At 73.0% G+C, this 15,789-nt stretch carries 12 protein-coding genes; 4 read left to right on the forward strand and 8 right to left on the reverse strand.

What is annotated here, in order from left to right; translation table 11 throughout:
* Window positions 1–28: 28 nt before the first annotated feature.
* Window positions 29–1,090: an ABC transporter substrate-binding protein gene (locus ACFYYB_RS09120; protein ID WP_389434180.1), complete on the reverse strand. Its 1,062-nt coding sequence runs from the start codon at window positions 1,088–1,090 to the stop codon at window positions 29–31.
* Window positions 1,091–1,328: 238 nt separating this feature from the next.
* On the opposite strand from ACFYYB_RS09120, the gene ACFYYB_RS09125 reads away from it, so the two are divergent.
* Complete coding sequence (locus ACFYYB_RS09125) at window positions 1,329–2,474, forward strand: hypothetical protein (RefSeq protein ID WP_389434182.1); 1,146 nt, start codon at window positions 1,329–1,331, stop codon at window positions 2,472–2,474.
* Window positions 2,475–2,614: 140 nt separating this feature from the next.
* On the opposite strand, the gene ACFYYB_RS09130 is transcribed toward ACFYYB_RS09125, so the two are convergent.
* The 3 genes from ACFYYB_RS09130 to ACFYYB_RS09140 are packed head-to-tail and all read right to left on the reverse strand — an operon-like array spanning window position 2,615 to window position 5,581.
* Window positions 2,615–3,559, reverse strand: coding sequence for a 3-oxoacyl-ACP reductase (locus ACFYYB_RS09130; RefSeq protein ID WP_389434184.1), 945 nt, complete (start codon window positions 3,557–3,559; stop codon window positions 2,615–2,617).
* A gap of 24 nt (window positions 3,560–3,583) precedes the next feature.
* A complete protein-coding gene (locus ACFYYB_RS09135) occupies window positions 3,584–4,660 on the reverse strand; it encodes a Zn-dependent alcohol dehydrogenase (protein ID WP_266958368.1) in 1,077 nt (358 codons plus the stop codon).
* A gap of 48 nt (window positions 4,661–4,708) precedes the next feature.
* Window positions 4,709–5,581, reverse strand: coding sequence for a MaoC/PaaZ C-terminal domain-containing protein (locus ACFYYB_RS09140; RefSeq protein ID WP_389434185.1), 873 nt, complete (start codon window positions 5,579–5,581; stop codon window positions 4,709–4,711).
* 285 nt (window positions 5,582–5,866) lie between these two features.
* Between ACFYYB_RS09140 and ACFYYB_RS09145 the strand changes: the two genes are divergently transcribed.
* On the forward strand, window positions 5,867–6,244 hold the full coding sequence (locus ACFYYB_RS09145) for a DNA-binding response regulator (RefSeq protein WP_389434973.1): 378 nt from the start codon (window positions 5,867–5,869) through the stop codon (window positions 6,242–6,244).
* A gap of 87 nt (window positions 6,245–6,331) precedes the next feature.
* On the opposite strand, the gene ACFYYB_RS09150 is transcribed toward ACFYYB_RS09145, so the two are convergent.
* Entirely contained in the window at window positions 6,332–7,639 is a 1,308-nt protein-coding gene (locus tag ACFYYB_RS09150) for a cytochrome P450 (RefSeq protein ID WP_389434186.1), read from the reverse strand.
* A 180-nt stretch (window positions 7,640–7,819) separates the two neighbouring features.
* On the opposite strand from ACFYYB_RS09150, the gene ACFYYB_RS09155 reads away from it, so the two are divergent.
* Window positions 7,820–8,983 (forward strand): amidohydrolase family protein, encoded by a 1,164-nt coding sequence (locus ACFYYB_RS09155; RefSeq protein WP_389434187.1) that lies wholly within the window; start codon window positions 7,820–7,822, stop codon window positions 8,981–8,983.
* Between the two features lie 441 nt (window positions 8,984–9,424).
* Here ACFYYB_RS09155 and ACFYYB_RS09160 read toward each other — a convergent pair whose 3' ends face one another.
* Together ACFYYB_RS09160 and ACFYYB_RS09165 are read right to left on the reverse strand one after the other, a co-directional pair.
* Complete coding sequence (locus ACFYYB_RS09160) at window positions 9,425–10,612, reverse strand: beta-ketoacyl synthase N-terminal-like domain-containing protein (RefSeq protein WP_389434189.1); 1,188 nt, start codon at window positions 10,610–10,612, stop codon at window positions 9,425–9,427.
* A gap of 31 nt (window positions 10,613–10,643) precedes the next feature.
* Window positions 10,644–12,770 carry an acyl-CoA dehydrogenase gene (locus tag ACFYYB_RS09165; RefSeq protein ID WP_389434190.1) on the reverse strand — a complete coding sequence of 709 codons (2,127 nt, stop codon included), beginning with the start codon at window positions 12,768–12,770 and terminating at the stop codon, window positions 10,644–10,646.
* A 173-nt stretch (window positions 12,771–12,943) separates the two neighbouring features.
* On the opposite strand from ACFYYB_RS09165, the gene ACFYYB_RS09170 reads away from it, so the two are divergent.
* Window positions 12,944–13,465 carry a hypothetical protein gene (locus ACFYYB_RS09170; RefSeq protein ID WP_389434192.1) on the forward strand — a complete coding sequence of 174 codons (522 nt, stop codon included), beginning with the start codon at window positions 12,944–12,946 and terminating at the stop codon, window positions 13,463–13,465.
* A 31-nt stretch (window positions 13,466–13,496) separates the two neighbouring features.
* Here the strand turns inward: ACFYYB_RS09170 and ACFYYB_RS09175 are convergent, their stop codons facing one another.
* Window positions 13,497–15,488: a serine/threonine-protein kinase gene (locus ACFYYB_RS09175; RefSeq protein WP_389434193.1), complete on the reverse strand. Its 1,992-nt coding sequence runs from the start codon at window positions 15,486–15,488 to the stop codon at window positions 13,497–13,499.
* Window positions 15,489–15,789: the final 301 nt, after the last annotated feature.

Genomic DNA, 15,789 nt, shown 5'->3' on the forward strand with positions numbered 1-15,789 from the left:
CGCGTGACCGGGAACGGGACCGTGCCGGCTACTTGACCAGGAAGCCGCGCAGGTCGTCCAGGACCTTGTCGGCGGCGGTCACGCCCAGGCCCAGGTACCACGTCTCGTCCGGGACGTCCTTCGCCCGGCCCTGCTTCACGGCCTCCAGGCCCTTCCACAGCGGGTTGTCCTCGGCGGAGTCGCGCTTGGTCTTGTCCTTGGCCCCGTAGACGCCGGTGAAGATCCAGTCGGCGGCGGCCTCGTCCATGCGCTCCGGGCTGATCTCCACCGCGAGGTCCTCGACCTGCTGGTTCTGCGGGCGCGGGATGCCGGAGTCCTTCAGGATCGTGCCGATGAAGGAGGCGTCGGCGTACAGGCGGGTCTTGCCGGGCATGTAGCGCAGCATCGTGACGGTCGGCTTCTTCTCGCCGAGGTCCGCGCCGAGCGCGGCCGCCTTGGCCTGGTAGGCGTCGAGCTTGGCCTTGGCCTGGGCGGTCTTGTCGAGGGCGGCGGCGTTCAGGAGGTAGTTCTCCTTCCACGGGAAGCCGGGGCGGATGGAGAAGACGGTCGGGGCGATCTTCGAGAGCGCGTCGTACTTGTCCGCGGAACGCAACTGGCTGCCGAGGATCAGGTCGGGCTTGAGGGCATTGATCGCTTCGAGGTTGAGGTTGTTGATGGTGCCGACGGACTTGGGCTCGCCGGCGTCCTTCTTCAGGTAGCCGGGGATGCCCTCGTCGCCCTCGGTCGGCGCGTAGCCGACGGGCCGCATGCCGAGCGAGACCACGTTGTCGAGCTCGCCGACGTCGAGGACGACGACCCGCTTGGGGGCCGCCTTCAGCTCGGTGGAGCCCATGGCGTGGGTGACCGTGCGCGGGAACTGCCCGGCCGCGGCGGTGGTCCCGAAGGCCGCCGTCTTCTTCGCGGCGTCGGAGAAGTCCTTGCCGCCCTGGGCCGCGGCCTTCTTCTCGGTGCCCCCGGCCGCGGCTGCCTTGCCCGGCTCCGCGGCCTTGTCGTCCCGGCCTCCGCAGGCGGTGAGGACGAGTGCGGCGGCAGCGGCCAGGGCGACGGCGGCGACGGAGCCACCTCGGGGCGTGCGGCGTCGGAGGGACATGGAGCGTCTCCTGAGGATGGGGAGGGGGCGAAACACGGAAAGATCCGAAAGATCGGCAAAAGCGGTTAGGTATACCTAACCAGCCTCCTCACCCTAAACGCCCCGATATCGCACAGCACAATCGCCTCCCCCGCCTCAGCTGAATCGTCACTCCGCCACCCGTATGTGTGAAGCGGGGATCGTCGCGTTGTCCGGAGAGAAGCGCGATCACTACTTTCCTCGGCGGAGGTGTCCGCAGATGACTGTCTGTGCCATCGAGAAGACCAGCGCGACCCCGTTCACCATCGCCGCCGACGGGTCCTACGCCGCCCGGCTGGCCGGGGACGGCGAGGCTCGTTACCCGGAGCGCTGGACGCTGACCGGGCCCGAGCCGTACGCGGTGCCCCTGCCCCTCGCCCAGCCCGAGGAGGCCGACAGCGAGGTGCTGCCGCTGACCGACGGGCGGGTGCTGATCCGCCGGCGGGTCGCGGAGCGGCACGCCTTCGCGCTGCTGTACCCGACGGGCGGGGGCGCCGCGGGATCCGGGCCCCGGACCGGGGAGCTGCAGCTCGGCGCGATCGCGCCGGAGGACGGCACCGAGGCCGACGGCGTACGGATCACCCTGCTGCCCCCGTCCCCCGACGGGCACGGGGCCTTCGCCCTGGCCGTGGGGGCCACCTCGACCACGGTCTGGCAGGTGGCCGGGTCCCCGTTCGGGCCGGAGCGGGTCGCCCGGATCCCGGGGCGGTGCTCGGGCGGGGTCTGGCTGGACCGGACCGGCCGGCTGCTGGCGCTGGACCGCGAACTGGACGGCCCGGCCGGGCCGGTGACCAAGGCGGTGGCCGTGGACCTGTGGCGGGGCGGGGAGATCTCGCCGCTGCTCCAGATCGCGGAGGCGAGCAACGACCGGCTGCTGCTGGCCGATGCCGACAGCGGGTTGCTGCTGATCCGCTCGGACGCGCCGGGCGAACCCCGGCTCGGCTGGGGGGTGCTGGGCAGCGCCCGGCCTGTGCGGTTCCCCGAGTGCCTGCGGGCCGTCGGGGCCACGGCGACGCCGTTCGCGGTGCAGCCGGGGCAGGTGCTGATGCCGGAGAGCTGCGGGGTGGCGCTCCGGGTGGACGAGGCCGGCGACGGCTACGGCGGCTCCGTGGCGGGGCTCGCCCTGTGGCGCCCCGCCGACCGGCACGTGTTCCGGCTCGGCGCCCCGGCCGGCTGGCTCGGCGGAACGGGCCGCTGGACCCCGGAGGGCCGCCTGCACCTCCCGTACGCCACCCCCGAAGTCCCCTGCGGCCTCCTGGGCATGACTCTCCCGCTCTCCCCGCCCCCGCCGGTCCGCCTGGACCCCATCCCCCTCCCCCCGGCCCCCACCCGCCCGGTCCCCTTGCAGCAGGCCCCCTTGGGGTGAGCCCCTCCGCCGCCGGTCGCCCACGCCCCGGCCTGCACGGGCCGCTGGCCTTCGCGCTCCTGCGGTGATCCCGTGTGCGGGCATGCCCGTGGGGCGGCGGGTTCGGGGACCTGCCGCCCCTGGGGCGTCGTGCGCGTCCGTCAGCCGTCGTGCTTGAGGCCGAGGACTTCCGCCGCCGCGAAGGTTTCGTTCGCGGGGCGGGCGTCGTAGTGCGGGGTGAGGACCTCGTCGAGTTCCTCGTAGGAGAAGGACTCCTTGGTGGTGTCGAACTTGGCCGCCACCTTGGGGCGTTCCATGACGACCACGATGCCGCCGTGGACGACGAACAGCTGCCCGTTGGCCTTGGCGGAGGCCGGGGAGGCCAGGTACCCGACGAGCGGGGAGACGTGCTCGGGGGCGAGGGCGTCGAGCTTGCCCTCCTCCGGGACCTGGAAGCCCGCGAAGACGTCCTCGGTCATACGGGTACGGGCGCGCGGGCAGATGGCGTTGGCCGTGACCCCGTACTTGGCGAGGGCCAGGGCGGTGGACGTGGTCAGGCCCACGATGCCGCCCTTGGCCGCCGCGTAGTTGGGCTGGCCGGCCGAGCCGCCGAGGAAGGCCTCGGAGGAGGTGTTGATGATGCGGCCGTAGACCGGTCCGCCCGCCGCCTTGGAGCGTTCGCGCCAGTGCACGGAGGCGAAGTGGGTCGTGTTGAAGTGACCCTTGAGGTGGACCCGTATGACCGAGTCCCACTCCGGCTCCGACATCGAGAAGACCATCCGGTCGCGCAGGATGCCCGCGTTGTTGACCAGGATGTCGAGCTTGCCGAAGCTGTTCACCGCCAGCTCGACCAGCTCGCGCGCCTGCTCGAAGTCGGCCACGTCGCCCAGGTGCGCCACCGCCTGTCCGCCCGCGGCGCGGATCTCCGACGCGACTTCCTCCGCCGGAGCGGCCGAGGCCTCGCCGGAGCCGTCGCGGCCGGGCTGCCCGAAGTCGTTGACGACCACGCTCGCGCCGAGCCGGGCGAGTTCGATCGCCTCGGACCGGCCGAGGCCGCGGCCCGCCCCGGTGACGATGGCGACGAGTCCCTCAAGTGGCAGTGACATCCGTACGGTTCCTCTCGAAACGGGTCAGAGTTCGATGCAGGTGCGCAGGGCCACGCCCGTACGCATCTGGTCGAGCGCGTCGTTGATCTCGGCGAGCTGCACGCGGTGCGTGATCAGGCCCGCCAGGTCCACCCGGCCGGCCCGCCAGAGCGCGATGGTGCGCTCGTAGGAGCGGAGCACGTCGCCGCCGCCGTACATCGACGGCAGGATCTTCTTCTCGTCGAAGAAGAGGGAGAACATGTTGATCGAGTAGTTGTCGTCGAGGGCGCCCGCGCCGACCACGACGACGGAGCCGCCGCGGCGGGTCATGTCGTAGGCGGTCTTGGTGGTCGCGGACTTGCCGACGACCTCGAAGACGTAGTCGAAGCCCTCGCCCGCGGTGATCCGGTTCTTGGCGTCGGCGAACTCCTCCGGGGAGACCGCCTCGGTGGCGCCGAAGCGCAGCGCGGCCTCGCGCCGGGAGGCGACCGGGTCGACGGCGATGATCTGGGCGGCGCCCTGGACCTTGGCGCCCTGGATGACGGAGATGCCGACGCCGCCGCAGCCGATGACGGCGACCGAGGAACCGGCCTCCACCTTCGCGGTGTTGATGGCGGCTCCCAGACCGGTGGTGACTCCGCAGCCGATCAGGGCGGCGATGTCGAAGGGCACGTCGTCGGGGATCGGTACGGCGCAGCCCGCCGGGACCACCATCTCCTCGGCGAAGGTGCCGGTGCCGGCGAAGCCGAAGATGCTGCTGTCGCCGCGCTGGAAGTTGGGGGTGGCCACGTTGCCGAAGGCCTCCAGGCACAGGTGGCCCTGGCCGCGCTTGCAGGAGGGACAGTGCCCGCAGGGCGGGAGCCAGCAGACCAGGACCCGGTCGCCGATCTTGTGGCTGGTGACCCCGTCACCGACGTCGGTGATCACGCCGGAGCCCTCGTGGCCCGGGATGAAGGGGGCGGGCTGCGGGAGGACGCCGCTCATCGCGGAGAGGTCGGAGTGGCACAGGCCGGTGGCCTTGATGCGGATCTTGACCTTGCCGGGGCCGAAGCCCACGGCCTGCATGTCCTCGACGACCTCGAGCTTGTCCTGGCCTATCTCGCTCTGCAGTGCTGCGCGCACGGTGCGGCTCCTTCGGTCTGCCTGGCTGTGTCTGTGACGGGTGACGGGTTAGGAGTGTTCGACGACGGTGTCGGCGAGGACCGGGGCGTCGTCCCGGTCGGCGGCGCTCACCGTGACGAGGACGCGGCCGGGCTCCTGCCACATCCGGATCCGCAGGGTCTCGCCGGGGAAGACGATCCCGGCGAAACGGGTGCGGTAGGCGCGGACGCGGGACACGTCGCCGTCCAGGAGGGTGTCGACCACGGCCTTCAGGGTCATTCCGTACGAGCACAGGCCGTGCAGGATCGGCTGGTCGAAGCCGGCCAGCTTGGCGAACTCGGGGTCCGCGTGCAGCGGGTTCCAGTCGCCGGAGAGGCGGTACAGCAGCGCCTGCTCCTCGCGGATCTTCCGCTCCTCCACCCGGTCGGGCGCCCGCTCGGGCTGCTCGGCCTTGACGGAGGGGCCGCGGTCGCCGCCGAAGCCGCCTTCACCGCGTACGAAGATCGACGCGTCGGAGGTCCACAGCGGCCCGTCGGCGTCCGCGACCTCGGTGCGCAGGACGATCACCGCCGCCTTGACCTTGTCGTAGACCGCGGCGACCGTGGCGGTGGAGGCGGCCTCCCCCTTGACCGGGATGGGCCGGTGCAGCTCGATGGACTGGCTGCCGTGCAGCACGTTGGCGAGGTTGACCTCGATGCCCGGGGCGGCGAGGCCGCCCATCATGGCCATCCCGGCGCCCGCGACGGTCGCGAAGCTGGGGAGCACGTGGAGCTTGGACTCCAGGGTGTAGCGCAGCTCGTCGGGGTCGGTGGCGGCCCCGGGGTTGTTCGGGGAGGTCCCCGCGCCGAGTCCGAGGTGGTAGAGCTGGATGTCCTTGTGGTCCCAGGCGATGTTCCCCTTGCGGGGTTCGGCGGCGAGGGCCTTGGCGGCATCGATCGGCATGGGCGTGCTGCTCCCTGTGTTGGAAACACCGTCTTTGGGGCACCGGCTGTGCAACAAGCGCGGTGCCTTGGAAGACCTCGGCGCGGCCGTCCGCACCGTCGGCCGCACCGAGGTCGTATGCGGGACCCGGCACTCTAGAACGCGTTCTAGCTTGCCCGGTGAAGGAATGTATAACGCACGCCCCAGCACTTGGGAAGACTCCTGACGATCTGTCAGCCACACTTCGGGTGCGGCGCGTTGCGCCGGTACGGGGCACTTCGCCCCTACCCTGGCCGGGTGGATGAGATGCCCGTCGCCCAGCGCCCTGTCCGATCCCTGCGGGTGCTCCTGGACCCCCCGAACCCGGCCTTGGCGGTCCTCCTCGGCCTCCAGCCGGACATCGAGGTCGTGGCCTCGCCCCTGGCCCGCCCGGCGGTGGCGCTGACCGAGTCGGTGGACCGCGTACCCGCGCTCCTGGCGGAGGATCCCGAATGCCGCATCCTGGTCCTGACGGGCTCCGCCCATCCCGGCCTGCCCCAGGCCGCCCTCGCCGCCGGCGCGGCCGGCCTGGTCCTGCGGGACGGCCCGGTCGAGGACCTCGCGGACGCCGTCCGCCGCGCCTCCCGGGGGGAGTCGGTGGTCGACCCGGCGCTGGAGACACCGCAGGCGCCGCAGGGCTCGTAAGCCCTTCCGGACATGCGCCCGCCCCGCGGATCCTTCAGGAGGATCCGCGGGGCGGGCGGGGTGTACGGCGGCGCGAGGGCGTGCGGATCAACCGGAGGTGGTCGCCGTCCAGTCGTCGACGGTCCGCGACGGGTCCAGGGCGACCGGCAGCCTCTCCAGCCCGCGGAAGGCCGGGAACGGTCCCTTGAGCCACTCCTCGCGGCCCGGCTCCGGAGTCGCCAGGACCATGTCGGGGAACCGGTCGAGCAGGGCCGTCAGCGCCGTCTCCAGCTCCATCCGGGCCAGCGGGGCGCCGAGGCAGTAGTGGGGTCCGTAGCCGAAACCGAGGTGGGTGCTCTGCACGCCCTTCCGCGTCACGTCCAGGGTGTCCGGCTCCGCGAACTTCTCCGGATCGCGGTTCGCCGACGAGATCGCGATCTGGACCAGCGACCCCCGCGCGATGGCGACTCCGCCGATCTCCAGGTCCTCCAGGGCGTAGCGGAACGTGGAGGTCTCCACGGAGCACTCGAACCGGACGAGTTCCTCGACCGCCTGCGGCAGCAGCCCCCGGTCCGCCCGTACGAGCGCCAGCTGGTCGGGGTGGGAGAGCAGCGAGAAGACGGCGTTGCCGATCTGGTACGTGGTCGTCTTGTGCCCCGCGAAGAGCAGCACCCACATCATCGAGACGAGCTCGTCGTCGGTCAGCGCCCCGTCTTCGTGCTCCGTCTGGATCAGCACGGTGAGGAAGTCGTCCGCGGGCTGCGCGCGCTTGCGGGCGACCAGGCCGAGGAAGTAGTTCCGCAGCCAGTGCTCGGCCGCGGCCAGGTCGTCGGCCGCGTCCTTGCTGAACCGGGAGCGCGTCACCTGCCCGAACCACTTCAGGACGTCGGTGCGCTCGTCCCCGACGATCCCGAGCAGTTCACAGATGACCATGACGGGGAGCGGCAGGGCGAAGGAGGCCATCAGGTCGACGGGGGTGTCCGTCGGGCACTTGGCCAGCAGTTCGCCGGCGAGCTGCTCGATGCGCGGGCGCAGGAGCTTGACGTGGCGCGGGGTGAAGGCCTCGTGGGCGATGTGCCGCAGCCGGGTGTGCCGAGGGGGGTCCGCGAAGATCAGGTTGTCGTCGAGGGCGTCGCACTTGTCCCCGAAGACCGCGTGGTAGATCTCGATGCCCTCGTGCATGTCCTTGCCGATGCGCGGATCGGACAGCGCGAGGCGGGCGTCCTCGTACCGGGTGATGAGATACGTGTCCACCCCGTGGTGCGTGGTCAGCTTGCAGACGGGCGCCTGCTCGCGCAGCGACCGGTAGACCGGGTAGGGGCACGTACGGTACTCCGGCGTGCCCATGGACACGGCCGCCTGGGCCTCGCCGACGGGAAGGCCGTCACTCACGGCCACTGCGGGTTCGGTCGTCACGGCTCAGACCTCTCGTGGGGCTCGGGGCTCGACTGTCCAGCCAGCTCCCTGCCTCGGCCCGCGCCCCGCATAACGCCCGTTACCCCGTTCGGGCCCGAAACTACGCCCGCCTGAGCGGATCCGCCGGGTTCCCGCGCCGTCCCGCGATCACCCGCGCGGCCCCGCCATAAGGTCCCCTCCATGCCGGACATCGCAGACATCACTCCTCTCCCGCCCCAGCCGGACGACGGCAGCGACAGCAGGATCGACGTCCACCACCACTTCTGCGCACCGGAGTGGCTGGAGTGGGCCGAGGGCCAGGGCCTGGCGAACCGCAAGGCCCTTCCCCCGTGGGCGCGCTGGGACGCGGCGGCGGCCCTGGCCCTGATGGACCGCGCGGGCATCGCCACCGCCGTCCTCAAGCCGATGCTGCCGGCGCGCTACGCGACGTCCGCCCAACTGCGCGAGGCCACGGCCGTCACCCTGCGGGCGGCGGCGGAGGTCTCCGAAGCCCACCCGGGCCGCTTCGCGTTCCACGCCCCTCTCTTCCTCGACGACCCGGAGGTCGCCCGCTGGGCGCTGCGGCGGGGGCTCGACGAGCTGGGGGCGGTAGGGGTGAACGTGACGGCGAACTACGGAGGTGTCTACCTCGGCGACCCCTCCTACGACCCCCTCTTCGCGGAACTGAACGAACGCTCCGCCGTGGTGGACACGCATCCGCACAACCTGCCGGGCGCCGGCGCGGGCCTCGGCGGGGGGCCCGGGCCGGGCGGCGGGCCGGGCGCAGGCGGCGGACCGGGACCGGACACGGGGCCCGGCGCGGGCCACGGACCCGGTCCGAACTCCGGGCCCGGCGCGGGCCGCGGGCCGGGGGCGGGCGGCGGGCCCGGGGCGGTGGCCGTGCCGGGGATCCCGCACTTCCTGTGCGACTTCCTGCTGGACACCACGCGGGCCGCACTGAACATGATCCACAAGGGCACCCTGGACCGGTTCCCGAACCTGTCGGTGATCCTGCCGCACGCGGGCGGCTTCCTCCCGCACATCGCCACCCGGGTACAGGCCTTCGCGGGGGCGCTCACCCCGCCCGTCGACCCGGCGATGGTGCGGGACCACCTGCTCCGCTTCTACTACGACACGGCCGGGCCCATGTCCCCCGCGGGCACCCTGCTGGCGATGGCGTCCCCCGACCGCATCCTCTTCGGCAGTGACTGGCCCGCGTGTCCTTCGGAGATGGTCACGGACATCGCGCTGCCGGCGCTGGCGGGTGATCCCGCGCTGAGTGCGGCGCAGCTGCGGGGGATCAACCGGGACAACGCGCTGCGCTTGATGCCGAGCCTGGCTCCGCTGAGCCCTGCGCGGGTCTGACCGGCCCCGGGGGGCCACCCTACGCAGCCCTGGCTCCCGGGGAGCCCTGCCCTACGCGGCTGCGGCTTGGCGGACCGTGCCCTGGGGCTGCCGCCCCGGGGTGGCCCTGCGGGGCTGTCCCCTACCCGCCCTTCCACCGTTCCCCGGGCGCTGCCCGGACCCCGGTCCTCAAACGCCGGACGGGCTGAAAAGGGGTCCCCGGACCCCCTGGGGCTCCGCCCCAGACCCCGGTCCTCAAACGCCGGACGGCTGAAATGACACGGGGTACCGGGGTCGGGGACGGGGGCGGGGTGGGGTGTTGGCCTGGACGTAAAACGTGATTTGTGGCGCTGGAGCACGCCGGGCCCTGTCGGAGTAAGGGGCAGGGCGCCTAAATCATGCAGTCCAGGCCAACACCCCACCCCGCCCCCGGCACCGACCCCCACCGCAGCCGCGTCCGGGCTACCTCCGCAGCAGGGTGACCACCGCCGCGCCGCCCAGGCCGATGTTGTGCGCCAGCCCGACCCTCGCCCCGGACACCTGCCGGGGCCCCGCCTCGCCCCGCAGCTGCCACACCAGTTCCGCCGCCTGAGCGAGCCCCGTCGCGCCCAGCGGGTGGCCCTTGGAGATGAGCCCGCCCGACGGGTTGACCACCCACCGCCCGCCGTACGTCGTCGCGCCCGATTCCACCAGCGGCCCGGCGCCCCCGTCCTCGCACATGCCCAGCGCCTCGTACGTCAGCAGCTCGTTGATCGAGAAGCAGTCGTGCAGCTCGATGACGTCCACGTCCCCGATCCCGAGCCCTGACGCCGCGAACACCGCCCGTCCCGCCGCCGCAGACATCGGCTTGCCGACGACGTCGATGCAGGACCCGGACGCGAAGGACGCCTCCGTGTCCGTGGTCATGGACTGGGCGACGATCTCCACCGCCCGCTCCCCCAGCCCGTGCTGCTCCACGAAGCGTTCCGAGACGACCACCGCCGCCGCCGCCCCGTCCGAGGTCGGCGAGCACTGGAGCTTGGTCAGCGGCTCGTGGATGGCCTTCGCGGCGAGGATCTCCTCGACCGTGTAGACGTCCTGGAACTGCGCGTTCGGATTGTTCGCCGAGTGCCGGTGGTTCTTCGCCCCGACCGCCGCGAGCTGCGCGGCCGTGGTCCCGTAGAGCTTCATGTGCTCCCGCGCCGCGTTGCCGAAGATCTGCGCGGTCGGCGGGGACATCTCGAAGCCGTGCCCGGCGGCCATGATCCCGTAGTGCCGGGCCACGGGCGAGGTCTTGAAGTCGCCCCCGTCGGCCCCGCCCCCCAGCGCGCCGCGCTTCATCTTCTCGAAGCCCAGCGCCAGCACGCAGTCGTTGATCCCGCCCTCGACGAACTGCCGCGCCATCATCAGCGCCGTCGAGCCCGTCGCGCAGTTGTTGTTGACGTTGTAGACGGGTACCCCGCTCAGCCCCAGCTCGTACGCCGCCCGCTGCCCGGCCGTGGAGGCCTGGAAGCAGTAGCCCACCGGTACCTGCTCGACCAGCCCGTAGTCGATGCCGGCGTCCGCCAGCGCCGCGTCACCGGCCTCCTTCGCCATGTCCCAGTACTGCCAGTCCCTCGACTCCGGCTTCTCGAACTTCGTCATGCCGACGCCCACGATGTACGACTTCATATCCGTACCCCACTGCCCTTCAGTCCTTGAGTCAGTCCCTGGGAAGGCCGAGAATCCGCTCGGCGACGACGTTGAGCTGGACCTGCGTGGTGCCTCCGGCGATGGTCAGGCAGCGGGACATGAGCATGCCGTGCACCGCCCGCTTCCCCGCGCCCTCGCTCACCGCGCCCGCCGGTCCCAGCAGTTCGAGCGTGAGCTCGGCGGTCTTCTGCTGGTGCGGGGTCTGCACCAGCTTGCGTACGGAGGCGCCCGCCCCCGGCTCCAGCCCCGAGACCTGCTGGAGCGTGGTGCGCAGCCCGATGCAGGCCAGGGCGTGCGCCTCGGCGGCCAGCGCCCCGATCCGGACCCGGTATCCGCCTTCGAGTTCGGCGGAGCGGGCGAGCAGTGCCTCCAGTCCGGTGTCGAAGGTCATCTGGTCGGCCATGTGGACGCGTTCGTTGCCGAGGGTGTTGCGGGCGACCTTCCAGCCCCCGTCCTCCGCGCCCACGAGGGCGTCCGCCGGGAGCGGCACGTCGTCGAAGTAGACCTCGTTGAAGAGGGCTTCGCCGGTGATCTCCTTGAGCGGCCGGATGTCGATCCCGGGGGCCTTCATGTCCACCACGAAGTAGCCGAGCCCTTTGTGCTTGGGCGCGTCCGGATCGGTGCGGGCCAGCAGGATCCCGTAGTCGGCGCTCTGGGCGGAACTGGTCCACACCTTCTGCCCGTTGACGGTCCAGCCGCCCCCCTCCGCCCGCTCCGCCTTCGTCCGCAGCGAGGCCAGGTCCGAGCCCGCCCCCGGCTCGGAGAAGAGCTGGCACCAGGTGACGTCCCCGCGCAGCGTGGGGAGCAGGTACCGCTCCTGCTGCTCGGGGGTCCCGTAGGCGAGCAGCGAGGGCACGACCCAGGTGGCGATGCCGAGGTCGGCGACCTTGACCCCGGCGGCCGCCAGTTCCTGCTGGACGACGAGCTGTTCGACGGGTCCGGCGCCGAGCCCGTACGGGGCCGGCAGGTACGGGGCCGCGTACCCGGTGGGCGCCAGGACCCGGCGTGCGGTGGCGGGATCGAGCCCGGCCGCGTCCGCGATGGCGCTACGGGCCTTCGCGCGGTGGGTCTCGGCCCGCGCGGGCAGCTCCAGGCGCAGCTCGCGCCGGGCGCCCGCGGCGGCGAGCCGTACGGCGCGGACCCGGTGGCCGTCGCCGGGGCCGAGGAGCTGGCGGGCGACGAGGGACCGGCGGAGGTAGATGTGGGCGTCGTGCTCCCAAGTGAAGCCGATGCCGCCGAGCACCTGGACGCAGTCCTTGGCGCAGGAGTACGCGGCGTCCAGCGCGGTGCCCGCGGCCAGCGCGGCCACCAGCGAGCGCACCTCGGCCGGCTCCTCCGTGGCCTGCGCGGCGTCCCAGGCGAGCGCCCGGGCCTGCTCCACGCGCACCAGCATGTCGGCGCACAGGTGCTTGATCCCCTGGAACTGTCCGATGGGCCGCCCGAACTGCTCGCGCACCTTCGCGTATTCGGCGGCGGTGTGCAGCGCCCAGGCGGCGGTGCCGCAGGCGTCGGCGGCGAACAGCACGCAGGCGAGGTCCCGTACGAGGGCCGCGTCGAGTTCCAGCAGGGCGCCGGGCCCGGCGGTGACCCCGCGGGCGCGGACCTCGGCGGTGGGCCGGGTGGGGTCGGCGCTGTCCTGGGTACGGACGTCCAGCGCGGCGGCGTCGACGGCGAACCAGCGGGTTCCGTGCGCGGTCTCGGCGGCGAGCAGCACGAGGTCGGCCTCGCCCGCGCCCAGCACGGGCGGCGCGGTCCCGTCGAGGAGGTAGCCGCCCTCCACGGCGACGGCGGTCAGGTCCCCGGGCCCGAGCGCCACGGCCCCGACCCGCCCGCCGAGGGGCTCGGCCCCGGCCCGGTCCAGGAGTACGGAGGCCAGCACGCTCGGCAGGTACGCCCCGGGCAGCGCCGCCCGGGCGGCCTCCTCCACCACGACGGCGAGGTCGAGCAGGCTGCCGCCCTCCAGGTGCGGTTCCAGCAGCCCGGAGGCGAGCAGCCCGTCCCAGTAGGCGGGCCGCGAGCCCGTCTGCGGCGGGGTGTCGAGGAGCTTGCGCACCTCCTCGGGCGGCACGGCCCGCGCGACCCAGCCGCGTACGGCCTCGGCCAACTCCCGCTGTTCCTGTGTGATTCCGATGCCCATGCGCGGCAGACTAGAACACGTTGCATTCTGACGGAAGGTCAGAACTGAAACGTGTTCTCGCTCGGGGCAGGCACAGGTCATCGACCTCCACTCGGATCGGGCCGAGGCGCAACCGAACAGGGGTGCGGCACGTCTGGAAGGAAATGAGACGAGGAACGGGACTGTGGGGAGCGTTGCCGGCGCTGGCGCTGGCATTGACCGGATGCGTTGCGGCGGCGCCGCCGCCGCTCCAGCCCGTGGACCCGGAGTTCGTGCGCACGATGCGTCCGGTGATCCAGGACGACCTGGCCGCGACCCTGAACGATCAATGGTCCACGACGCCGAAAGACGGGGAGCCGGGGTGGGAGGCCCGCTTGTTCTGCGACGTGCGGATCATCGAGGTCACCCCGATGCCGGGGAACGGCGTGTCGAGAGTCGGGTTGGTCGCGGACTGCAACGGCTTCGGGCGCGAGGGTACGGCGTTGGTGGACGCGCGTTTCGGCCAGGTGGGCACCTGGATCGTCGAGCTGGACGGCGGCCGGGTCCGGGCGAGGGACCAGGGCCCGGACGGCGCTGAGCGGGGGGACTGGGAAAGGCGCTGGTTCACGAAGCAGGCCCTGAACGAGGCCCGCCGCGTGGAGCACGGCGATTGGTCCGATCCCGCCGCCCTCGCCCGCCGGCACTTCGGGCTCCCCGCGGACGCGCCCCTGCGATGACAGCCGCGGTATCGCGGGCGGCGGCGCCCGGTCAGGAGCGTTCGTAGTAGTAGCCCTCGCCGTGCGAGGGGCCGACGTTGTGCTGGAGGCCGGACGGCAGGCTCTTGGTGAAGAAGGAGGGGTCCAGGACCCCGCAGAACTGGCTGGTGGACTTGGACTTGTCCACCGCCGCCGCCCCGATGTTGATCCGGGTCCCGCCGGAGGCCAGCGAGGTCACCTTGCCGATGTTCTCGCAGTGGCCCATCTGGGACTCGTTGATCAGGCGGACCGCCCCGGACCGGCTGATGATCACCGTCCCCGGCTGGCCGATGTTGAAGTCGCCCTTGTAGGTCCAGGTCCCGGCGAAGTACGAGGGGACCGCGCCGCCGCCGCCGGAGCCGCCGCCGCTCGGCGACCCGCCCCCGCTCGGTGACCCGCCGCCGCTCGGCGAGCCCGAGCCCGATGCCGCTCCCCCCGGGGTGGCGCTCGGGCCGGTGCCCGTACCGGTGCCCCCGGCGGCCGGGCCACCGCCGCCGCCCTGGTTCGCGCCGCCGCCCGGGGTGCCGGAGCCTCCCCCGGGGGTACCCGTCCCCGCCGCCGCGCCCTGCCCGGCGGCGACCTGCCCGTCCGGCGCCGGTACCGGAGGGCTCTGCGCGGCCTGGGGGCTCCCGGGGTTCTGCGTACCCGGGGCCGGCGACCCGCTCGCCGCCGAAGGGGAGCCCGAGGAGGCGCCGGGCGTCACGGGCGCACCGCTCGCCGGGGGCGAGGCCTGCGCCCCGCCGCCAGCGCCGCCGAACGGCTGGAGCAGGGCCACCGTGCCCCCGCCGACGGTGAGCACCAGGGCCACCGGCACCGCGACGGTCAACCGCCGCCGCTCCCGGCGCCGTTCGCCTTCTCCGGCAGCTCCGGCGGCCGGGCCGGTGGCCGGCGCAGCCGCCGCCCCGACCACCTGCGCGCCGGACCCTCCCGGCCCTCCCGTGGCTCCCGCCTCCGGCCGCAGCCCGAGCGTCCCCCGGTCGGGGGTCCGCGCATCGCCCGCTCCCCCGTCCCCGACGTGCCCGGGCACCGGCTCCGGCTCCGGCTCGGCGACCGGTACCGCCTCCGCGTCGAGCAGCCGCGCCGCCTGCCGGGCCAGCCGTTCCACCACCTTGGGCGGCAGCCACGCCCCGCCGCGCGCCGCCGGGCGGACCCGCTCCGGGTCGGCCAGCAGCTCGTCCACGCCGGGCCGTTCCTCCACGCCCTTGACCAGGCAGCGGCCGATCAGCGCGCGCAGCGGGGCGTCCGCCACCCGCTCCAGGGCCGGTTCGCCCTCCACGATCTGGAACATCACCGCGTGCTGGTTGCTGGCGCCGTGCCCGAAGGGCAGCTCGCCCGTGGCCGCGTACATCAGGACGCAGCCGAGCGTGAACACGTCGCTCTTCGCCCCGGCCCGCTGCCCGCGCACCTGCTCGGGCGACATGAACCCGGGCGAGCCGACGACCATGCCGGTGCTGGTGAGCAGCGATTCGACGGAGGTCTCCAGGGCCCGCGAGATCCCGAAGTCGATGACCCGGCTGCCCTCGACGGTCAGCATCACGTTCGACGGCTTGAGGTCGCGGTGCACGATCCCGGCGGTGTGGATGTCCTTCAGCGCGTGCAGCAGCCCGTCCGCGAGGGCGTGTACGGATTCCACGGGCAGGGGGCCGTACCGGCGCACGATCTGCTCCAGCGAGAGCCCGGGTACGTATCCGGTGGCCACCCAGGGCCGTTCGGCGTCGGGGTCCGCGTCCAGGACGGGCGCCGTGTACCGCTCGCCCACCTTCCGGGCGGCGTCGATCTCGCGGCGGAAGCGGGCCCGGAACTGCGCGTCGGCCACGTGCTCCTCGTGCACCACCTTCACCGCGACCGTACGCCCGCCCTCGGACCGGGCCAGGAACACCCGTCCCATCCCGCCGGCCCCGAGGCGCCCGAGCAGCAGGTACGGCCCGATCCGGCTCGGATCTCCGGGCGCGAGCGGCTTTATGCCACCGTCGACGTTGTCGTCGTCACTCAGTGCGCTGCTCATGCCCTCTGTCCCCCGGTGAGCCCCCTACGGACGGCCGAACCGGCCAGTCCAGTCGAACGGGCCTCAGCCTAAAGGCAGTTCGTTGCAGGATGAAGGCAAGGGTGACCGCACGGCGGACTTCCGGACGGCGGTTCCCGCCGGGGGCCACCGGCGGGAACCGCACTCGGCCCCCGGTACCACCGGCCGTACGGGTACTCCCGCCGAACCGGGCCGTCCCGGGACGGGCGGCAACCGAATCCTTTTTCCTCAAGGGAGGCCGGGCGGAGTCGGCCACCGCGCGCGGGCCCGGCTCGAAGGGGCC

It is taken from the genome of Streptomyces sp. NPDC002886, assembly GCF_042888445.1.
In the GTDB taxonomy this organism is placed as follows: Bacteria; Actinomycetota; Actinomycetes; order Streptomycetales; family Streptomycetaceae; genus Streptomyces.

Coding starts and splice junctions, on each gene's coding strand:
- ACFYYB_RS09120 (WP_389434180.1), bottom strand. CDS start 1,090: ATGTCCCTCCGACGCCGCACGCCCCGAGGTGGCTCCGTCGCCGCCGTC.
- ACFYYB_RS09125 (WP_389434182.1), top strand. CDS start 1,329: ATGACTGTCTGTGCCATCGAGAAGACCAGCGCGACCCCGTTCACCATC.
- ACFYYB_RS09130 (WP_389434184.1), bottom strand. CDS start 3,559: ATGTCACTGCCACTTGAGGGACTCGTCGCCATCGTCACCGGGGCGGGC.
- ACFYYB_RS09140 (WP_389434185.1), bottom strand. CDS start 5,581: ATGCCGATCGATGCCGCCAAGGCCCTCGCCGCCGAACCCCGCAAGGGG.
- ACFYYB_RS09145 (WP_389434973.1), top strand. CDS start 5,867: ATGCCCGTCGCCCAGCGCCCTGTCCGATCCCTGCGGGTGCTCCTGGAC.
- ACFYYB_RS09155 (WP_389434187.1), top strand. CDS start 7,820: ATGCCGGACATCGCAGACATCACTCCTCTCCCGCCCCAGCCGGACGAC.
- ACFYYB_RS09160 (WP_389434189.1), bottom strand. CDS start 10,612: ATGAAGTCGTACATCGTGGGCGTCGGCATGACGAAGTTCGAGAAGCCG.
- ACFYYB_RS09165 (WP_389434190.1), bottom strand. CDS start 12,770: ATGGGCATCGGAATCACACAGGAACAGCGGGAGTTGGCCGAGGCCGTA.
- ACFYYB_RS09175 (WP_389434193.1), bottom strand. CDS start 15,488: ATGAGCAGCGCACTGAGTGACGACGACAACGTCGACGGTGGCATAAAG.